14 protein-coding genes are annotated in these 18210 nt (G+C 58.7%); 5 read left to right on the top strand and 9 right to left on the bottom strand.

Features of this window, described 5'->3' with window-relative positions; genetic code table 11:
* The first annotated feature begins 22 nt into the window (after positions 1-22).
* On the top strand, positions 23-1330 hold the full coding sequence (locus AKG12_RS12140; RefSeq protein ID WP_052818984.1) for an LLM class flavin-dependent oxidoreductase: 1308 nt from the start codon (positions 23-25) through the stop codon (positions 1328-1330).
* A gap of 82 nt (positions 1331-1412) precedes the next feature.
* Here the strand turns inward: AKG12_RS12140 and AKG12_RS12135 are convergent, their stop codons facing one another.
* Positions 1413-3149, bottom strand: a complete 1737-nt coding sequence (locus AKG12_RS12135) for a methyl-accepting chemotaxis protein (protein WP_046801375.1) — start codon at positions 3147-3149, stop codon at positions 1413-1415.
* A 328-nt stretch (positions 3150-3477) separates the two neighbouring features.
* Between AKG12_RS12135 and AKG12_RS12130 the strand changes: the two genes are divergently transcribed.
* The gene (locus AKG12_RS12130) at positions 3478-4731 is read left to right on the top strand and encodes an NAD(P)/FAD-dependent oxidoreductase (RefSeq protein ID WP_052818983.1); all 1254 of its coding nucleotides are present in this window, start codon (positions 3478-3480) and stop codon (positions 4729-4731) included.
* A gap of 50 nt (positions 4732-4781) precedes the next feature.
* Here the strand turns inward: AKG12_RS12130 and AKG12_RS12125 are convergent, their stop codons facing one another.
* Both AKG12_RS12125 and AKG12_RS12120 read right to left on the bottom strand, forming a co-directional pair.
* The gene (locus tag AKG12_RS12125; RefSeq protein ID WP_052818982.1) at positions 4782-5315 is read right to left on the bottom strand and encodes a hypothetical protein; all 534 of its coding nucleotides are present in this window, start codon (positions 5313-5315) and stop codon (positions 4782-4784) included.
* Positions 5316-5383: 68 nt separating this feature from the next.
* Entirely contained in the window at positions 5384-5608 is a 225-nt protein-coding gene (locus AKG12_RS12120; protein ID WP_046801378.1) for an aa3-type cytochrome c oxidase subunit IV, read from the bottom strand.
* A gap of 420 nt (positions 5609-6028) precedes the next feature.
* Between AKG12_RS12120 and AKG12_RS12115 the strand changes: the two genes are divergently transcribed.
* Entirely contained in the window at positions 6029-6598 is a 570-nt protein-coding gene (locus AKG12_RS12115; RefSeq protein ID WP_046801379.1) for a TRAP transporter small permease subunit, read from the top strand.
* 1 nt (position 6599) lies between these two features.
* Positions 6600-8456: a TRAP transporter large permease gene (locus AKG12_RS12110; RefSeq protein ID WP_052818981.1), complete on the top strand. Its 1857-nt coding sequence runs from the start codon at positions 6600-6602 to the stop codon at positions 8454-8456.
* 209 nt (positions 8457-8665) lie between these two features.
* On the opposite strand, the gene AKG12_RS12105 is transcribed toward AKG12_RS12110, so the two are convergent.
* Positions 8666-9760 (bottom strand): TRAP transporter substrate-binding protein, encoded by a 1095-nt coding sequence (locus AKG12_RS12105; protein WP_046801381.1) that lies wholly within the window; start codon positions 9758-9760, stop codon positions 8666-8668.
* Positions 9761-10052: 292 nt separating this feature from the next.
* Between AKG12_RS12105 and AKG12_RS12100 the strand changes: the two genes are divergently transcribed.
* Positions 10053-10808 (top strand): gamma-glutamyl-gamma-aminobutyrate hydrolase family protein, encoded by a 756-nt coding sequence (locus AKG12_RS12100; protein WP_052818980.1) that lies wholly within the window; start codon positions 10053-10055, stop codon positions 10806-10808.
* A gap of 100 nt (positions 10809-10908) precedes the next feature.
* On the opposite strand, the gene AKG12_RS12095 is transcribed toward AKG12_RS12100, so the two are convergent.
* The 5 genes from AKG12_RS12095 to AKG12_RS12075 all read right to left on the bottom strand — a co-directional run bounded on the left by AKG12_RS12095 (position 10909) and on the right by AKG12_RS12075 (position 18204).
* The gene (locus AKG12_RS12095) at positions 10909-11940 is read right to left on the bottom strand and encodes an ABC transporter permease (RefSeq protein WP_046801383.1); all 1032 of its coding nucleotides are present in this window, start codon (positions 11938-11940) and stop codon (positions 10909-10911) included.
* Between the two features lie 32 nt (positions 11941-11972).
* Positions 11973-13514 (bottom strand): sugar ABC transporter ATP-binding protein, encoded by a 1542-nt coding sequence (locus AKG12_RS12090; protein WP_052818979.1) that lies wholly within the window; start codon positions 13512-13514, stop codon positions 11973-11975.
* 237 nt (positions 13515-13751) lie between these two features.
* Entirely contained in the window at positions 13752-14681 is a 930-nt protein-coding gene (locus AKG12_RS12085) for a sugar ABC transporter substrate-binding protein (protein ID WP_052818978.1), read from the bottom strand.
* A 408-nt stretch (positions 14682-15089) separates the two neighbouring features.
* The gene (locus tag AKG12_RS12080; RefSeq protein ID WP_052818977.1) at positions 15090-16532 is read right to left on the bottom strand and encodes a M20 family metallopeptidase; all 1443 of its coding nucleotides are present in this window, start codon (positions 16530-16532) and stop codon (positions 15090-15092) included.
* Between the two features lie 127 nt (positions 16533-16659).
* The gene (locus AKG12_RS12075; RefSeq protein ID WP_052818976.1) at positions 16660-18204 is read right to left on the bottom strand and encodes an ABC transporter substrate-binding protein; all 1545 of its coding nucleotides are present in this window, start codon (positions 18202-18204) and stop codon (positions 16660-16662) included.
* Positions 18205-18210: the final 6 nt, after the last annotated feature.

Here is an 18210-nt window from a genome sequence, read left to right as displayed (position 1 = left end):
ACCGACATGAAGGCATGACCCCATGACTACGACCCGCAAAAGACAAATGCATCTCGGCCTTTTCCTGCAGGGCGCGGGGCACCACGTTTCCGGCTGGCGTCACCCCGATGCGGAAGCTGGCAGCGAGAATTTCGATCTGCTCACCCGTGTGACGAAAATGGCCGAGGCGGCGAAGTTCGACATGGTTTTCCTCGCTGACGGCCTGACCAGCGGCGTCGACGCCCACCCCTCGATGATAGCCCGCTTCGAGCCGCTGACCCTGCTGTCAGCCCTTGCCATGGTCACCGACAAGATCGGGCTGGCCGCCACCGCCTCCACCACCTATGGCGAGCCCTACCACACCGCCCGCGCCTTCGCTTCCATCGACCATCTCAGCCACGGCCGCGCGGCCTGGAACATCGTCACCACCTCTTATGCCCGCACGGCGGCAAACTTCTCCAAGGACCACCCTGAGCATGACGAGCGTTATGCGGTGGCGGAAGAATATGTGAATGTCGTTCGTGGCCTGTGGGACAGCTGGGATGACGACGCCTTCGTCAAGGACAAGCAGGCAGGCCGTTACGTCGATCCGGAAAAGGTCCATATCCTCAATCACGAAGGCAAATATTTCACGGTCAAGGGACCGCTCAATATTCCGCGCTCGCCGCAGGGGCACCCTGTGCTCATTCAGGCCGGTTCTTCCGGCCCGGGACAGGATCTCGCCGCCCGCACCGCCGATATCGTCTTCACCGCCCAGCAGGCGATTTCCGAAGCACAGGCCTTTTATACGAGCCTTAAAGCCCGCGTGGAGAAATTCGGCCGCGATCCGGCAAGTGTGGCCGTGATGCCGGGCTTCATGCCGATCATCGGCAGAAGCTTCGAAGAGGCAGGTGAAAAGCTGAAGGAACTGAACCGCTGGACGGACATCAAGAACGCCATGCCACTGCTTGAGGAACGCATCGGCCACAGCCTTACTGAATACGATCTCGACGGCCCGTTGCCGGATTTGCCGATCTCCGACCAGCTGCGCAGCCGCGCCGAACTGCTGACCGAGCTGGCGCGTCGGGAGAATCTGACGATCCGCGAACTCGCGCTGCGTGTCGCCGCCGGCCGCGGCCACCACATTGTCATGGGCACGGCGAAAGACGTGGCCGACCGAATGCAGCAATGGTTTGAAAATGGCGCCGCCGATGGCTTCAACGTCATGCCGCCCTTCTTCCCCGGCGGGCTGGAAGAGTTCAACCGCGAAGTCGTGCCGCTTTTGCAGGAGCGCGGCCTGTTCCGCAGGGATTACGAGGGTACGACGCTGCGCGACCATCTCGGCATCGACCGTCCGGCATTGCGGGCATAACGGCGCGCGGACGCCTTTGACCGGAGGCATCCGCATCACCAAATCTCATAGACAAGTCAGGGCGGGCAGATGCCCTGCCCTGTCACGCCGCAGCGCGCCCCGCCTGTTGATCGCGCCGGCCGGCATTTGAAAATTCCGACCGGACGGACGATCCGTCTTCACGCTGAACGTTACGACGGTTCAGTTTGAACAGGCTGACAAGCTGCGCAAGCACATCGGCACCCTGAGCCAGCGTGGCGCTGATTGCGGTGGTGCGCGCGCTCATCGCCGCATTTTCCTGCGTCATCCGATCGAGCCGGTTGACCGCCTTGTTGATTTCGCTGATGCCAACGGCCTGTTCGTCGGCCGCCTTTGAAATCATCTCGACATTGCCGTCGATGTGTCTGACCAGCGCGTCGATCTGCTTCAGCGCCTCGCCGGTCTCGCCGACCAGCCTGACGCCTTCGAGAACCTCGCTGCCGGAATTGTTGATGAGCGCCTTGATTTCCTTGGCGGCATTGGCGGAACGCTGCGCCAGTTCGCGCACTTCCTGCGCCACCACGGCAAAGCCCTTGCCGGCATCACCCGCCCGCGCCGCCTCAACGCCGGCATTCAGCGCCAGAAGGTTGGTCTGGAAAGCAATCTCGTCGATAACACCGATGATCTGGCTGATTTCGCGCGATGCCGTCTCGATGCGCTGCATCGCATCCACCGTCCGCTCGACCACTTCCGTGGAGGCTACCGTGGATGTCCGCGCGCTCTGCACGAGTTTGCGCGTCTCTTTCATGTTCTCGGTGGACGAGCGAACCGTCGCGGTTATCTCTTCAAGCGCTGCCGAGGTCTCTTCCAGCGCCACCGCCTGCTCGCGGGAGCGCTCGGCAAGATTGACGGAGGCTTCGCTCACTTCCTGGCTGCTGCGGGTCAGGTCACCGGTCTGGCCGAGAACATTCTCCAGCGTCTTCTGGAATTCCGCGATGGACTTGTTGAAGTCCCGCCGCAGCCCCTCGAACTCGCCGACGAACGGCTTGTCCAGCGTGACGCGGATGTTGCATTGGGAAAGCCGCTCAAGCGCCGCGCCGAGCTCTTCCACGGCATGCACCCGGTCCGACACGTCAAAGGCGAATTTGGCAACCTTGAAGACCTGCCCCCGATCATCGAGGATTGGATTATACGATGCCTGGATGAAGATGCGTTTGCCATCCTTGCCAAGCCGCATGAACTGGCCGGTGGAGAAACGGCCGGTTCGCAGTTCTTCCCAGAAGGTGCGGTATTCCGTCGACCTGGCATAAGAAGGTTCGCAGAACATGGAGTGGTTCTTGCCGATGATCTCCTGCGCCTGATATCCCATCGCTTCGAGGAAATTTTCGTTGGCGCTGAGGATCGTTCCATCCGGCGAAAACTCGATCATGGCCTGGGCACGGGAGAGTGCCGCGAGCTTGCCGTTGTCATCGGCGCTCTGGCGCTTGATGGCCGTAATGTCGGTCGCGATCTTGACCACCTTGTAGGGCTTGCCGAAACGAAAAACCGGATTGTAAGAGGCTTCGATCCAGATATCCGCGCCGCTTTTTGCACGCCGGCGATATTGCCCCTTGTCGTGCTCGCCGCGCGACAGTTTTTCCCAGAAAGCCTTGTACGACGCAGACGCCGCATCTTCGGCGGAAAGGAACGTGCGGTGATGGAGCCCGACGATCTCGTTTTGGCTATAGCCGATGGCCTTGCAGAAATTATCGTTCGCTTTGAGGACCTTGCCTGTCAGATCAAACTCGATGATGGCCTGTGAGCGGTTCAGGGCTTCCAGCACTGCAGATGCATCCAAACCAAATTTAGAAAAGTGAGACATGCTTTCGAACCCCCAACAATGACCAGTTTGCGGACCTCCTCAACCCTGAATAAACAAGAGATGAAACCGATCGGTCTGCCCGCAGGCAAACTAGCGGGACACCGTTAAATAGCGATTAATGATGAGTTATAACCATCGTCTCAAAGGCCGAATCTGCTGATAAAAAACCGAGAGGCCCTAACCCTCCAGCATGTGGCATCTCCTCAGATATGGACCGCTTATTTGCCACAGTGCTGATATTTCTGCGGCTGGGGCGCAATGCGGCCTTTCATTGAAACCGCATTCATTGTTATGGCGGGCTTGAAAGATTTGTGTTGCAGGAGCGCTAATGACCAAAACCCTGAAATGCGACGTGCTGGTGATCGGCACCGGCATTATCGGTTCCATGGCGGCGCTTTACCTGCAAAATGCCGGACGTGAGGTTGTTCTTCTGGAACGCGGCGAAGTTGCCCGAGGCGCAAGTTCCGGCAATGCCGGCATCCTGGCCTTTCCGGAAATCATCCCCATACCCTCACCCGGCATCATGAAGAAAGCACCACGCTGGCTTTTCGATCCGCTCGGCCCGCTCAGCGTGCCACCAGCTTATGTCGCAAAGATTGCCCCCTGGCTCTGGCGTTTCTGGCGTGCCAGCGCCGAGCGCAACTTTCGTCATGGGCTGAGGGTACTTAGCGAGATCAACCGGCTGGCAGCCAATGAAATGGCGCATGTCGCCGCCATGCCGGAGCTTTCATCCTTCGTTTCAAAAACCGGTACACTCGATCTCTATGACAGCGAAGCAAGCTTGAATGCCGCGGCAAGGGACTGGGATGAGAAGCAACGCGCGGGTTTCTCCTTTGAGCGTGTCGGCCGTAATGAAATAGACGAACTGCAGCCGGGCCTTGCCCCGCAGTTCCGCCATGCCATGTTCTCCCCTGATGGCCTGCAGGTCTCCGACCCCTTTGATTTCACCCGTGCCATTTTCGATCTGGTGATTGCCCGCGGCGCAAGCCTGCGCAAGGGTGAGGCGGAACGCATCGACGCCGTTGGTGAAAGCACGATCGTCACCCTGGAAAATGGCGACAAGATCGATGCCGACAGGGTGGTAGTCGCCTGCGGCGCCTGGTCGAAAAAACTTGCCGCGACGCTTGGCAATATCGTGCCGCTGGAAACCGAGCGCGGTTACAACACCACCCTGCCCGCAAGCGCCTTCAACCTGACGCGCCAGCTCTATTTCAACGATCACGGCTTTGTCGTGACACCGCTTTCTTCAGGCATCCGCGTCGGCGGCGCGGTCGAGCTCGGTGGGCTGGAGCTGGAGCCGAACTTCAAACGGTCGGAAGCGATGCTGAAAAAGGCGGGGCGCTTCCTGCCGGGTCTCAAGATGGAAGGCGGAACGCAATGGATGGGTTTCCGCCCGTCAATGCCGGACTGTCTTCCTGTCATCAGCACCGCGCGTACCACACCCTCCGTCATCTACGCCTTCGGCCATGGCCATCTGGGACTGACGCAATCAGCTGCCACTGCCCGCCTCGTGACCCAGCTGGCGAACGGCGAGGAGACCACGATTTCGGTCGATCCTTTCCGACCCGGGCGTTTTTCGTAAGCGAAGAACGAGGAGCCCGTCCCAAAGCTGCACTGACAGCAATATGCGGGTTATTTCACCGGCTGCATGGAATCGTCAGGGAATTCCACCGTGGCGAAGGACGGATAGACTTTTCGCAGGATCGTGACCTGCTGCTGATCGCTCACACGTAGCAGATACCAGTCCGTGCCGTCCATCAAGGCCAGTGTATGGGATTTTGCCTCGATCGTCTGCCCGCCGGTTTCCATCACCGTCTTTGTCGGAATGAGCGCATAGGGCGTTCCATCAGGCGTTTGCTCAACGCTGATCGCGCCTTTATCCATGGTGAATTCGGTTATCTTGACCGCCGCGAGCGCCATCTGCATCTGCGTCGTCAAGGCGCTGCGCAATTGCTCGACGGTCACGCCCGCATCGCTTGCGATAAATTCGAAGATTTTGGGCGGTACCGTCCTGCCGACGGTTTCGAAATCCTGTCCGTTCAAGGCGGCGCTGAACCGTTCAATCTGCGTATGCAGCCTGTCCTGCTCAGACGGCAAAAGATCCCGCGACAGAACGGGCTGTGAAAGCGCCGCAAACAGGATCAGGCAGGATATCAGGCGTTTCATGGCTGGCCTTTCCGATGTCCGGCGTCACCGGGTTTCCGCACCGGGAAACCGCTCGCGAAGGAGATCGTTCAGCGCAGCAGAATAAAGCCTGCGGCAGAAAGCACGAGAAACACGATAAGACCGCCAAGAAAACCCGCAGACGCGAAGAAACCAGCGACCATGGCCAGCATCAGCACGCACAGAAGCATGGTGCCGTATTTCGTCAAAGCCAGAAAACCGTTATAGGTCTTTTCATGCTCGGCGTAATTCATCTCGGCACCAACTTCGACCGGGCCTGTGTGGTGTTCGCTCATTCCGCTTCCCCTTTTGCTCCATCCGACATTCCCGTATCGCGAGGGAACTTGGCCTGCCCGCGATCACGGGCATACGCCGGATTCTCCGGAGCCAGAGGTAACATGAAGTCGCTGAAAAGTGCAATGGATCATCAACCCGCGCGGTTGGTTCCGACATCCGTGGAAAAACGAATTTTAATCCGCAGCAGAAGGGCCATGCTGTAGCGCCCAAGGCAAAATCAGTGCACGATAAATCATTGCAAGTGCTTGCCATACGGGGTTCTCGGAGGATGACCATACCGTTCTGAGTTGCTTTTTGAAAAGCGGTTCAATAAGCACCTGCAAACAACAAAAAACGAACTTGCTTGGCGGCAAGTTCAATAAACCGCCACTAAAAAAAGCCGCGGTCCGGACCTTGTATCTGGTCCTGAGGAGGGGAAAGTGAAAATTTTTTTGGGAATCAGCCGGGCCGTTGATACGGTCACCACGGTTATCGGTCAGTCTGTGTCCTGGTTGTTGCTGGCAGCCGTCCTGATCAGCGCCACCAATGCCGTCGTGCGCAAGATGTTCGACATGTCGTCAAACGCATGGCTCGAGGTGCAATGGTATCTCTACGGCACCGTTTTCATGCTGGCGGCGGCTTACGCGCTTCTGAAAAACGAACATGTAAGGATCGATATCCTGTCGTCCACATGGTCGAAGCGCACGCGCGACATCGTCGATTTCGTGCTTCACATCATTTTCCTCGTCCCATTTGCCGGATTGATGACCTATCTGGCATGGCCGTGGTTCTGGGTCTCCTTCAAATCCGGAGAAATGTCGTCCAACGCCGGCGGGCTGATCATCTGGCCCGCAAAACTTGTTGTCCTGCTGGGCTTTGCTCTGCTTCTGCTTCAGGCGTTTTCGGAAATCATCAAGCGATATGCAGTGATTGCGGGATATATTGATGATCCCCGCGAAACGGTGCTGTCCGATTCCGAAACAGAAACCCACGGCACGGCAGGGAACTGACATGATAGACTTGATTGCGCACAACCTGCCGCTGGTCATGTTCAGCAGCGTGATGCTGATGCTGTTGCTCGGTTATCCCGTTGCCTTCACCCTGGCCGCCGGCGGCCTCATCTATTTCGCTCTGGGCGTGGAGCTATCGTGGATTTCTCCGGAAATCCGCCTCTTCTGGCCATTATTGCAATCTCATCCGGAACGCATCTACGGGATCATGTATAATGATACCCTGTTGTCGATCCCATTTTTCACCTTCATGGGCATCATTCTCGAGCGTTCCCGCATGGCGGAGGATCTTCTCGATACGATAGGCCAGCTTTTCGGTCCGATCCGTGGCGGCCTCGCCTATGCGGTCATTCTCGTTGGCGCGTTGCTCGGCGCCACCACCGGCGTCGTGGCGGCTTCCGTCATGGCGATGGGCCTTATCTCGCTGCCGATCATGATGCGTTACGGCTATAACCGTCCGCTCGTCGCGGGCACGATCGCCGCCTCCGGAACACTGGCCCAGATCGTCCCGCCGTCTCTCGTCCTGATCGTCATGGCGGACCAGCTCGGCCGTTCGGTCGGTGACATGTATGTCGGCGCACTCTACCCCGCGCTTTTGATCGTCGCGACCTATTGCGCCTACATCTTCGCCATTTCAATTTTCAAACCAGCGCTCGTGCCCGCGCTTCCAAAGGAAGCCCGCACTCTCGGAAACGGCGTTACTTCGCTGCTGGTGATGATCGCACTTTCAGTGGCGCTTTATTTCCTCGGCATGCATGTGCTCTTCAGCGGCATAACAAGCCCGGAATGGCGGCTCGTCACGGCGCTCGCCTTCGCCGTATTTGCGGTTTATCTCGTTGCTATTTTTAATAGCGCCGCCAGCAAGAAGGTCATTTCTCGTCTCGCCGAACAGGTCATCATCGTTCTGGTGCCGCCACTGGCACTCATATTCCTGGTCCTCGGCACCATCTTCCTCGGCATTGCCACGCCGACCGAAGGCGGCGCGATGGGCGCAACCGGCGCGCTTATCCTCGCGCTCGCCAAAGGCAGACTTTCCCTTGCGATCGTCAAGAATGCGCTGGATGCAACGACGAAGCTTTCCGCCTTCGTCATGATGATCCTCATCGGCGCCCGCGTTTTCGGCCTGACCTTCTATGGCATCAACGGCAATGTCTGGATTGAGGAATTGCTGCTTGCCCTGCCCGGTGGGGAATACGGCTTCCTGATCGTTGTCACGATCATCATTTTCATTCTGGGCTGCTTTCTCGACTTCTTTGAAATCGCCTTCATCATGGTGCCGTTGCTCGCCCCGGTAGCCGACAAGCTCGGGATCGATCTCGTCTGGTTCGGCATCATTCTCGGCATCAACCTGCAAACCTCGTTCCTGACCCCGCCCTTCGGCTTTTCGCTTTTCTTCCTGCGCTCAATCGCGCCCAACTCCACCTGGGTGGACAAGGTAACGGGCAAAAAAATGCCCAGCGTGAAAACAACGGAAATATACAAGGGTGTATTCCCCTACATCGTCATCCAGTTTGTGATGATCCTGGTCGTCATCGCATTCCCCGGTTTGGTCCTGACGTACAAGAGTGGCCACACCAGCGTTGATCCCAGCACCATCAAGATCGAGATACCCGGCGGGCCGGGAAGCAACGGCCTGTCATTGCCTCCGCTCGGCGGCGGTGCTCAGCAACAGCCATCCATGGGTCTGCCGCCGCTCAACCTCGGCGGGCCGGCTCCAGCCCCATCCGGCCAGGAGAACCAGGCTCCGGCGGCACCACCGGCACTCGGTTTGCCACCGCTCAATTTGGGCGAACCGCAACCTCAGCAGCCCGCGCCGACCCAACCCGACCTTAGCCAGCCACCCAAGATCGGGCCATAAAAGCACGGCCGGCGCAGCGCGGCGGTGATCGAGAGCGATCCGCGAAACGCTGCGCCGACCATTGCCCATCCAGGCATCAGGCACGCGGATGCCGCAAATTGAACAATGCCTGGTGACAGGCCAACGAGGCCGCAATTCCCGCTAAAGAACAAAAAGCCCCGGAGACCGAAGTCCCCGGGGCTTTCTGCCGGTCCGCCTTTACCGAAAGATCAGAGCTTTCCGTTGCGCTGCTGAATCATCATGAATGTATCAAACGTATATTCCGCAAGCTGCATCCACAGATAGCCCTCTCGCTTGAAGGCCACCTGGTCCTCGTAAATCTTTTTGAAGTCGGGGTTGGATGCCGAGATATTGGCATAGACTTCCAGCGCAGCCTTGTAGCAAGCTTCAAGGATTTCCTGGCTGAACGGCCGCAGAACAGCCCCTTCAGCCACCAGTTGCCGCACCGCCGTCGGGTTTTTAGCGTCATATTTCGCCATCATGCTGGTGTTGGCGAAGGCGCAGGCATCCTGCAACACCGTCTGGTAGTTCTTCGGCAGGCTGTTCCATTTGTCCAGATTGACGAAGGAATGGATGACCGGGCCGCCTTCCCAGAAGGCCGGATAATAATAATATTTCGCAACCTTGTAGAAACCGAGCTTGTGGTCGTCATAGGGACCAACCCATTCGGCAGCGTCGATGGTGCCTTTTTCCAGTGCCGGATAGATGTCGCCGCCGGCGATCTGCTGCGGCACGACGCCAAGCTTTTCCACCACCTTGCCGGCGAGGCCGGCAATGCGCATCTTCACGCCCTTGAAATCCTCGACGGTGTTGATTTCCTTGCGGAACCAGCCACCCATCTGCGCGCCGGTATTACCGGAGATCATGCCGTAGAGATTGTGCTTGGCGTAAAATTCGTTGAGCAGCTTGTTGCCATTGCCTTCATAAAACCAGGAATTGGTCAGGCGGGCGTTAAGACCGAAGGGTATCGCCGTGCCGATGGCAAAGGTCGGATCCTTGCCGACGTAATAATAGGAACAAGTGTGGCACATTTCCACCGTGCCTGATGACACGGCATCGGCCGCCTGCAGGCCGGGCACGATTTCGCCGGCGGCAAAGGGCTGGATGGTGAAATTGCCGTCGGTTGCGGCGGCAACGTGCTTGGCAATATCCTCGGCACCGCCATAGATGGTGTCGAGCGATTTCGGAAACGACGACGTCAGACGCCAGGTGATCTTGGTATTCTGCTGTGCAATGGCAGGCGCGGCCAGAGCCGTCGCGGCTCCCGCAAGCGCACCTTTTTTCATAAAGGAACGGCGATCCATCTATATCCTCCCAGATATGAACGCTGCCCGCAGCTTTGAATTCCCCTCTTGCTGTTCAGGCATCACAGCAAAGTAAGCACGGTTACCGCCTGGCTGACAAGCGCCCGCGACGAGAATTAATCGCGGAAAACCGGCCTTTTCGGAAAGTCTCCTTCGTATTTTATTTGCAACTGAAATATCCTCGCGCCACCTTATACTTTAGGCGCATCCAATACCGGCAAAACGCAAAACACCTGCTTGACTTGGCTCACCTGCAGTCGCACAAATTTCGGAGATTCGTCCCGGAGCCATCATGCCAAAACCCATCATTGCCGTTCCCGCCGACATAAGGCATTTCGCCGGAGCCGACTGGCACGCCGCGCAGAACCAGTATCTTTCCGCAGCGTTGAAGGTTGCCGGCGTCATGTCCTTCATCGTTCCGGCTTTCGAGGACGGTAACGAGATCGACGCCATTCTGGACCGGGTAGACGGCCTGCTCGTCTCCGGCTCGGCAACCAATGTTCACCCTGCCCTTTACGGCAAAGAGGCACGGGAAAGCGACGGCCCCTTCGATCCCGCCCGCGACGCGACCAGCCTGCCGCTCATTCGCCGCGCCATCGAACGCGGCATTCCGATGCTGGCCATCTGTCGCGGCATTCAGGAATTAAACGTTGCGCTCGGCGGCACGCTTGCTTCGGAAATTCAGGAGCAGCCCGGCATCTGGGATCACCGCAAACCCGAACATGACGACCGTGACGTGGCCTTTGCCATTCGCCAGCCGGTGCAGGTGCGTGAAGGCTCCTGCATTGCGCAGCACCTCGGCATGTCGGGCGAAATCCAGATCAATTCGCTGCACCGGCAGGCAATTGCCGAGACCGCGCCGCGCCTGCAGGTCGAAGCTACGGCGGCCGACGGTACCATCGAAGCCGTTTCCGTCATCGAGGCCAAGGGCTTTGCGGTCGGCGTGCAATGGCATCCGGAATATTGGGCCGAGACGGATGCGCCATCGCGCGCCTTGTTCGAGGCCTTCGGCAAGGCTGTTCACGAATACCGAAACAGCAAGACCTAAAAATCGCCCCCTGCCCTCCAACGCAAACCGCGTCTCCGAGGCCAGCGCATAAAAAAGGGGCAAGCCTGAAAGCTTGCCCCAAGTCCGGGAGGAGGAGTGCTTAGCGCTTTGCGCGTTTCTTCTGTCGGTAGACGTCGGCGACGACGGCAGCCACGATGATCAGGCCTTTGACGATCTCCTGGTAATAGGCATCGACCCTGAGGAACGTGAAGCCTGATGTCATGACGCCGAGAATGATGGTGCCGATGACCGTTCCGGTGATGCGGCCTGCGCCGCCGGCAAGCGACGTGCCGCCGATAACGGCTGCGGCGATGGCGTCGAGTTCGTACATCACGCCCATGCCGGCCTGCGCCGTCTGTGCACGGGCGGCGGTGACGACACCGGCAAGACCAGCAAGCATGCCGGCGATGGCATAGACCTTGATCAGATGCGCCTCGATATTGATACCGGAAACACGTGCCGCCTGCTGGTTAGCGCCGATCGCATAGGTGAACTTGCCATAACGCGTGTAACGCAGCGCGATGTGGAAGATAGTGGCAACGACGAGGAAAACGACGACCGGCCAGATGCCCGTGCCGATGAAATTGAAGCCATCGGTCAGGCCGGAGATCGGCTGGCCCTTCGTGTACCACTTGGAAAGACCACGCGCCGTCACCATCATGCCGAGTGTTGCGATGAAGGGCGGGATTTTCGTGCGCGCAATCAGCTGCCCGTTGATGAACCCGGCCAAAGCCCCGGCCAATATGCCGACAGCGAGCGGTATGAAGAATGGCAGGTCGGTGAGGCCAGGATAAAGCGCCCGCGGCCAGGTGGAAGATTGCGCCACGCTGGCAGACAGCATCGCCGTCAGGCCGACAACCGAACCGGAGGACAGGTCGATGCCGCCGGTAATGATGACCTGCGTCACGCCAACGGCGATGATGCCGATCACTGACACCTGCAGGATCATGATCGTCAGCCGCTGCTGGTTCATCAGGAAGCTCTGGCCGATGAAAATCCAGCCGAGTATTTCATAGACCAGCGCGATGCCGATCAGCACGAAAAAGATATTGGCTTCCGGCGGTATGCGCCTGTGCGGCTTGCGTCCGGATTTTGCATCCAACTCTGCGTTGGCGGTGGCGTTCGTATTCATAATCATTCCTCCTCGAGAAATCCCGGCGCGCCTCACCGCGATGCGAGATCCATCACCTTCACCTGCGTGGCTTCACTTCTGTCAAGGAAACCCGTCACTCGACCTTCATGCATGACCATGACACGGTCGCTCATACCCAGAACCTCCGGCATTTCGGAGGAAATCATGATGACGGCGACGCCTTGGCGCGCCATCTCGCAAACCAGCTTGTGAATCTCCGCCTTGGCCCCGACATCGATGCCGCGCGTCGGCTCATCCAGAATGAGGATGCGCGGCTTGGTCAGCATCCAGCGGCCGATCAGCACCTTCTGCTGGTTACCGCCGGACAGGTTTTCGATACGCTCGTATAGATGCGGCGTCTTGACCCGCAGCTTGCGGCACATCTCTTCGCAGGCATCCGAAAGGGCGCTTTCCTGCACGAAGCCGTTGGCGACATATTTGTCCTGCAGGACGGCGATCTGCATGTTCTCCAGAATATTGAGGATCAGCAGACATCCCGTATCCTTGCGGTCCTCGGTCAGGAACGCCATGCGGTGGCGGATGGCCTCTGTCGGGCTGTCGATCGCAACCTGTTTACCGTCGATTGCAACGGTACCCGAGGAGGCAGGCGTGACGCCGAACACCGTCTCGGCAACATTGGAGCGTCCCGAGCCGACAAGACCAGCAACACCCAGAATTTCGCCGGCACGGACATCGAACGACACATCATGGAACACACCATCAAGCGTCAGGTTCTTGACCGACAGCACCACATCGCCGATCGGAACCTCTTCCTTCGGGAACATCTGCGTGATTTCGCGGCCCACCATCATGCGGATGATGTCGTCACGCGTCACATCGGTGGACGCGTGTGTGCCGATATATTTGCCGTCGCGGAAAACGGAGAATTCGTCGGCAATCTCGAACAGCTCGTTCATCTTATGGGTGATGTAGACGATGCCGATACCACGTTCCCTGAGGTCGCGGATAATTCGGAAAAGATGCTCGACCTCGCGCTCGGTCAGCGCCGATGTCGGCTCGTCCATGATCAAAACGTCGGAATCGTAAGAAACTGCCTTGGCGATCTCGACCATCTGACGGCTCGCGACCGACAGTTCGCCGACGCGTGTTTCCGGGTCTAGGTCGATGCCGAGCCTTTCAAGCAGCGTCTCCGTGCGGCGATACATTTCACCATGGTCGATGAAACCAAACCGGTTTTTCGGCTCGCGGCGGATCCAGATGTTTTCGGCCACCGTCATATAGGCCATCAGGTTGAGTTCCTGATGGATCATGGCAATACCGTTTTCGAGCGCATCGAGTGGGGAATCGAGGCGTATCGGAGCACCTTTCAGGCGGATTTCACCAATGTCCGGCTGGTAGATACCAGCGAGAATCTTCATCAGCGTCGATTTGCCGGCGCCGTTCTCGCCCATCAGCGCATGCACGGTGCCGCGCTTGAGGTGGAACGACACATCATCAAGCGCCACGACGCCGGGAAATTCCTTGCGTATACCGTCCGCTGCCAGAAGAAATTCTGCATTCGGCACGGCGCCGCTGGCGCGCACCGCGGCCATTGTCGATGGACTGACGACCATCTCACCCTCCACAATAGACAAAAATGACCGGAAATTGGGCCTGCGAAATCGCGGCCTTCCTCCGGGGAGGCTTACAGCGCCGTGTCAACAAAGACAGGCATGGGCGCTGTAACACTTTGAATTCACTGAAATTATATTTTCCACATCAGCCCGCAGGCTGGGCCTTCGGTTGGCGTCCGGGTTCGGCACCTGCTCCCGATGTTATTTCAATCGAGCGCAGATGCCGAAACGGGATCGTCAGTTCTTGGCCACGTAATCCTTGACGTTCTCAGGCGTGACGAGCTGGAAGGGAATGTAGACCTTCTTGTCGACCTTGTCGCCCTTGACGAGCTTCAGCGCCGCGTCGAGAGCGCCCTTGCCCTGGCCGGCAGCATCCTGGAAAACAGTCACGTCGAGATCGCCCGCCTGCATGGCAGCAAGAGCGTCCTGGGTGGCGTCAACACCGGCAACGACATAGTCCTTCATGTCCTTGCCGGCGGCTTTCAGCGCCTGAACCGCGCCGATCGCCATTTCATCATTGTTGGCGATAACGGCGTTGAATTCGATACCGCTGGAGAGCCAGTTGGTGACAAGGTCGGAACCCTGCGTGCGCTGCCAGTTGGCGGTCTGCTCTTCAACAACCGAAATGCCCTTGCATTCGTCGGTCTGCAAAACATCCTTTGCAGACTGTGTGCGCATGCGTGCCGCCTGGTTCGAAAGCTCGCCCATCATGATGACGGCCTTGCCCTTGCCACCGAGAAGGCGGCAGACTTCTTTTGCTTCAAGCGTGCCGGCCACGGTCTCGTCAGAGGCGACGAATGCCTGTCCGTCCGGCAGGGTATCGACGTTTACCGGCTGACGGTTGACGTAGACCAGCGGAATCTTGGCTTCAGCGGCAAGCTTCGACATGGCCGCCGTCGCATCCGTATCAACCGGGTTGACGATGATCGCATCGACCTTGGAAGCGATGAAATTCTGGATCTGGCTCTGCTGCTTGGCAACGTCGTTCTGAGCGTCTTCAACCTGCAGGGTAACGCCCTTCAGTTCCTTGGAGTAATCCTGCATGCCGTTGCGCAGCACGGTCAGGAAGTTGTCGTCGAACAGGGCCATCGAAACACCGACGGTCTCCGCATGTGCCGCCGTGCCCAGAAGCACAGACATGGCCGCACTGATGATAAGCTTCTTCATTGTTTTTCTCCTCCATGGTGTCCGGCGCCACCTCTCCCAGCCGGAAGCGGACCCGAAAGCCCGCCGCTACCTCATCCAGAAAACGGAATAATGAAACCGATTTTCTGCCGTTCGATATATTTATTCCATTTTTGGTTCGAACGTCAATGTTTTCTTCGCGGTCTGACAGCGAAGCGGCACACAAGGCGGTGATGACGGGAGTTTTAAGGAGAACCGGGTACTGAGACCAGATGCCGAAAGGCGTGCCAAATCTTTCCCGTGTCATCCCCGCCCTTGAGGCGGGGATCCATAAGCCGTTGAAATTATGGATGCTCGGAACGAGCCAGAGGAGGATGTCGAGCGGGGTGCAAGGTCTGCCGTCAATATCGGGCGCTTCGCCGCCGAGACGGACGTCGCCGCAAGCGCGGCCTACCCGTGCGAGCCGGGCATCACATCCGCAGGAATGGGGCAGACATAGTCGCTGCCTTCCGTCTTTTCCCGCCATTCCCTTTTAGCGCTGGCAAGCAGTTCAGGCGAGGTCATCAACGAAAGACCGGTCGATGCCAGCGTCTTGGCGGCATGCGCCATGGCCTTGTGGGCGGCGGGGCTTTTGCCCTGTGCCACCACCTGCCAGGTATGCGGATTGGTCCCGATCGCCCAGGCCGGCGTCCAGCACTGCGCCGTCGGCGTGATCCAGCTGACGTCGCCGACATCGGTGGAACCCGCCCGAAAATGCGACTCGCCCTCGAAATCACGCAGGCCGAGATGCAGGGGCGTCGATCCGTCGACCTTCCGGTTGGAAAAGACGTCACCCTTTATCTGGTAGAGCCGGATGCTGCTTTTGATCGCTTCTTCGGTAAACGTATCCTGTATGCGTTTGGCGAAGTCGATATCCGCCTCATCAAAGGCGATGGGGCCAAGCGTCACCATGTTTTCATGCATCGCCGTTTCCAGCGTTATGTTGGGCAGAAGGTTGGTGGAGGCGGTATCGAAGACGATCTCCACCTCGGTTTCGGTCATCATCGCCGCGCCGCGCGCGACCTTATCCACCCTTGCTGCGAGGTCGAGCGCCTGGCGCATTTCCGGCGCGCGAATCAGATAGAGGACTTCCGCCTTCGCCTGCACCACATTCGCCGCCTTGCCGCCGGTGTCGGTGATCGCATAATGCACCCGGCAATCCTGCGGCATGTGTTCGCGCAGGAAGTTGACGCCGACATTCATGAGTTCAACGGCATCGAGCGCCGAACGACCGAGATGGGCGGCATTGGAGGCATGGGCTGCAACACCCTTGAAACGATAAAAATATTCCAGCACGGCCAGATTGTTGGTGGAACGCACGCCGTTGAAGGGTGCCGGATGCCAGGTCAGCGCCGCATCGACATCGTCGAACAGGCCGGCGCGCACCATGAAGGTCTTGCCGGAACCGCCCTCCTCGCCGGGGCAACCGTAATAACGCACCGTGCCGGGCAGATTGTTGGCTTTCAGATGCCGGGCCAGCGCAATGGCGGCCATCAGCGAGCCGACGCCGAGCAAGTTGTGACCGCAGCCATGGCCTGTGGCGCCCGCCTCGCGCGGCTGCACCTGTGCCACATCGGCCAGCTGGCTCATGCCGGCCAGCGCATCGAATTCACCGAGGAAAGCGATGACCGGCTTGCCGCTGCCGAATTCGCCGATGAAGGCCGTGTCCATGCCTGCCACGCCGCGGCGAACCGCAAAGCCGTTTTCCTCAAGCGCTTTTGCCAGAACGCCGGCGGATTGCTGCTCTTCGAATTTCAGCTCGGCAAAATCCCAGATGCTGTCGCTCAAGGTGGTGAAATCAGGCTTCATGGCCTCGACTTCGGCGGCAATCGACATCACGGCATCACGGTTCATGGCTTGTCCTCGCATTTCCGCCCTTTGCGGGCACGCGCAAGCACTTCGGCGGAGGCACCGCCAAATCCTTACGCTCTATGATGGAAAGCCCGCGCCGGGGTCCGCCTCCGGCGCGGGCGATAGTGGATCAGTTGTCGACCGAGACTTCCCAGAGGCGGGCGTTCGACTGCCAGACCGGCTGGCCCTTCAACTTCTTCGTCGCGCCCCAGACATCGACCATGTCGTAAAGGAAGATGCCCGGCATTTCCTTGAGCATCAGTTCGTGAAACTCGTCGAATATCTTCTGGCGCTTCGTCTGGTCGGCCTCAACATAGGCCGCCTTCATCAGCTCGATCGCCTTCGGATCGTCCCACATCAGGGAGGCGTTTTTGTCCTTGTTGCCGACATAGAAGGCATACATCAGCGCCGGGTCCAGACGCGGGGCGACCGACTGCGAGATCACCTGATAATTGCCGGAGCGACGGCGATCCACCTGCGTGGCATAGTCCAGCACCTCGATCTGCACATTGAGACCCGCCTGCTGCATCATGGCCTGCGCCATGACGGCGGCCGGGAAGCTCGGCACGTTGCCGCGCTTGTTGGCGATGATGGAGATCGGCTCGCCCTTGTAACCGGCGGCCTCCAGCTCCTTCTTCGCAGCCTCGACATCATAGGCCGGGCGCTTTTTCTGGGCCTCGTCATAATAAACCGAGTCCTGTGAGACCATCGAACCGTTCGCCTCACCCGTGCCGTTGGATGCGGCGGCGACCAGTTCATCGAGATCGAGCGCCATCGCCATGGCGCGGCGTACGCCGGGATTGCTCAGAACCTTGTCGCGGGTCTGGATGTAGAAGAGGTTCTTGCCGTTGTTGCGGGCAACGATGAGCTGCATCTTGTCGTTGGTCTTGAACTCAGGAATGAGATCGGGAGAAATCTCGGCCGTATCGAGCACGCCGGATTCAAGCCCCGCCTTCACGGTCGAGGCATCGGGAATGACCATGAATTTGATGCCATCGGCGAGCGGCCGCTTGGAGCCGACCATGCCATCCGGCTTGCCGTCATTTGCCGGCGAAACATAATCGGCGAATTTGGCGAGGCGGATATATTCGCCCTTCTTCCACTCGTCCCACTGGAACGGCCCAGTGCCGATCGGCTTGACGAAGTTGCCATCAGCAGCAACCGATTCCGGCGAGATCATGCCGGTATAACCGCATTCCGGCCGCGACATGAGGCCGAGGAAAACGGCGGAGGGTTTTTCAAGGGTGATCTCGACCGTGGATGCATCGCTGGCCTTGACACCGGTGACGTGTGCTGCCCCGCCTTCCGCGAAATCGTTGAGGCACGCCCATTTGGTTTCCGGCTTCAGGTAACGTGTCCAGTTCCAGACGACATCCTCTGCGGTGAGCGGCTTGCCATTGTGGAATTTCACGTCCTTGCGCAGCTTGAAGGTATAGGTCAGGCCGTCAGGCGCAACCTCGACACTCTCGGCGAGCAGCGGCTTCACCTCGCCGGCATTGTTATAACCGACAAGGCCCTCGACGATGTGCAGGATCACCCCGTCCGTATTGCCGTCGCGGTTCACCCCCGGATTGTTGCTGCGCAGATCCGAACTTTGCGCGATGGTGATATCGCGTGCAGCCGCGATATTGGCGGTCACGAGCAGGGCAACGCCTGCGAGAAGAAGTTTTTTCACTGTTCT

The sequence above is a fragment of the Agrobacterium sp. SUL3 genome, from assembly GCF_001263295.1.
Lineage (GTDB): Bacteria > Pseudomonadota > Alphaproteobacteria > Rhizobiales > Rhizobiaceae > Agrobacterium > Agrobacterium tomkonis.
This window is presented reverse-complemented; position numbering and strand designations above follow the sequence as displayed.

Coding starts and splice junctions, on each gene's coding strand:
- AKG12_RS12130 (WP_052818983.1), top strand. CDS start 3,478: ATGACCAAAACCCTGAAATGCGACGTGCTGGTGATCGGCACCGGCATT.
- AKG12_RS12090 (WP_052818979.1), bottom strand. CDS start 13,514: ATGGTCGTCAGTCCATCGACAATGGCCGCGGTGCGCGCCAGCGGCGCC.
- AKG12_RS12085 (WP_052818978.1), bottom strand. CDS start 14,681: ATGAAGAAGCTTATCATCAGTGCGGCCATGTCTGTGCTTCTGGGCACG.
- AKG12_RS12110 (WP_052818981.1), top strand. CDS start 6,600: ATGATAGACTTGATTGCGCACAACCTGCCGCTGGTCATGTTCAGCAGC.
- AKG12_RS12095 (WP_046801383.1), bottom strand. CDS start 11,940: ATGAATACGAACGCCACCGCCAACGCAGAGTTGGATGCAAAATCCGGA.
- AKG12_RS12140 (WP_052818984.1), top strand. CDS start 23: ATGACTACGACCCGCAAAAGACAAATGCATCTCGGCCTTTTCCTGCAG.
- AKG12_RS12100 (WP_052818980.1), top strand. CDS start 10,053: ATGCCAAAACCCATCATTGCCGTTCCCGCCGACATAAGGCATTTCGCC.
- AKG12_RS12125 (WP_052818982.1), bottom strand. CDS start 5,315: ATGAAACGCCTGATATCCTGCCTGATCCTGTTTGCGGCGCTTTCACAG.
- AKG12_RS12105 (WP_046801381.1), bottom strand. CDS start 9,760: ATGGATCGCCGTTCCTTTATGAAAAAAGGTGCGCTTGCGGGAGCCGCG.
- AKG12_RS12135 (WP_046801375.1), bottom strand. CDS start 3,149: ATGTCTCACTTTTCTAAATTTGGTTTGGATGCATCTGCAGTGCTGGAA.
- AKG12_RS12080 (WP_052818977.1), bottom strand. CDS start 16,532: ATGAACCGTGATGCCGTGATGTCGATTGCCGCCGAAGTCGAGGCCATG.
- AKG12_RS12120 (WP_046801378.1), bottom strand. CDS start 5,608: ATGAGCGAACACCACACAGGCCCGGTCGAAGTTGGTGCCGAGATGAAT.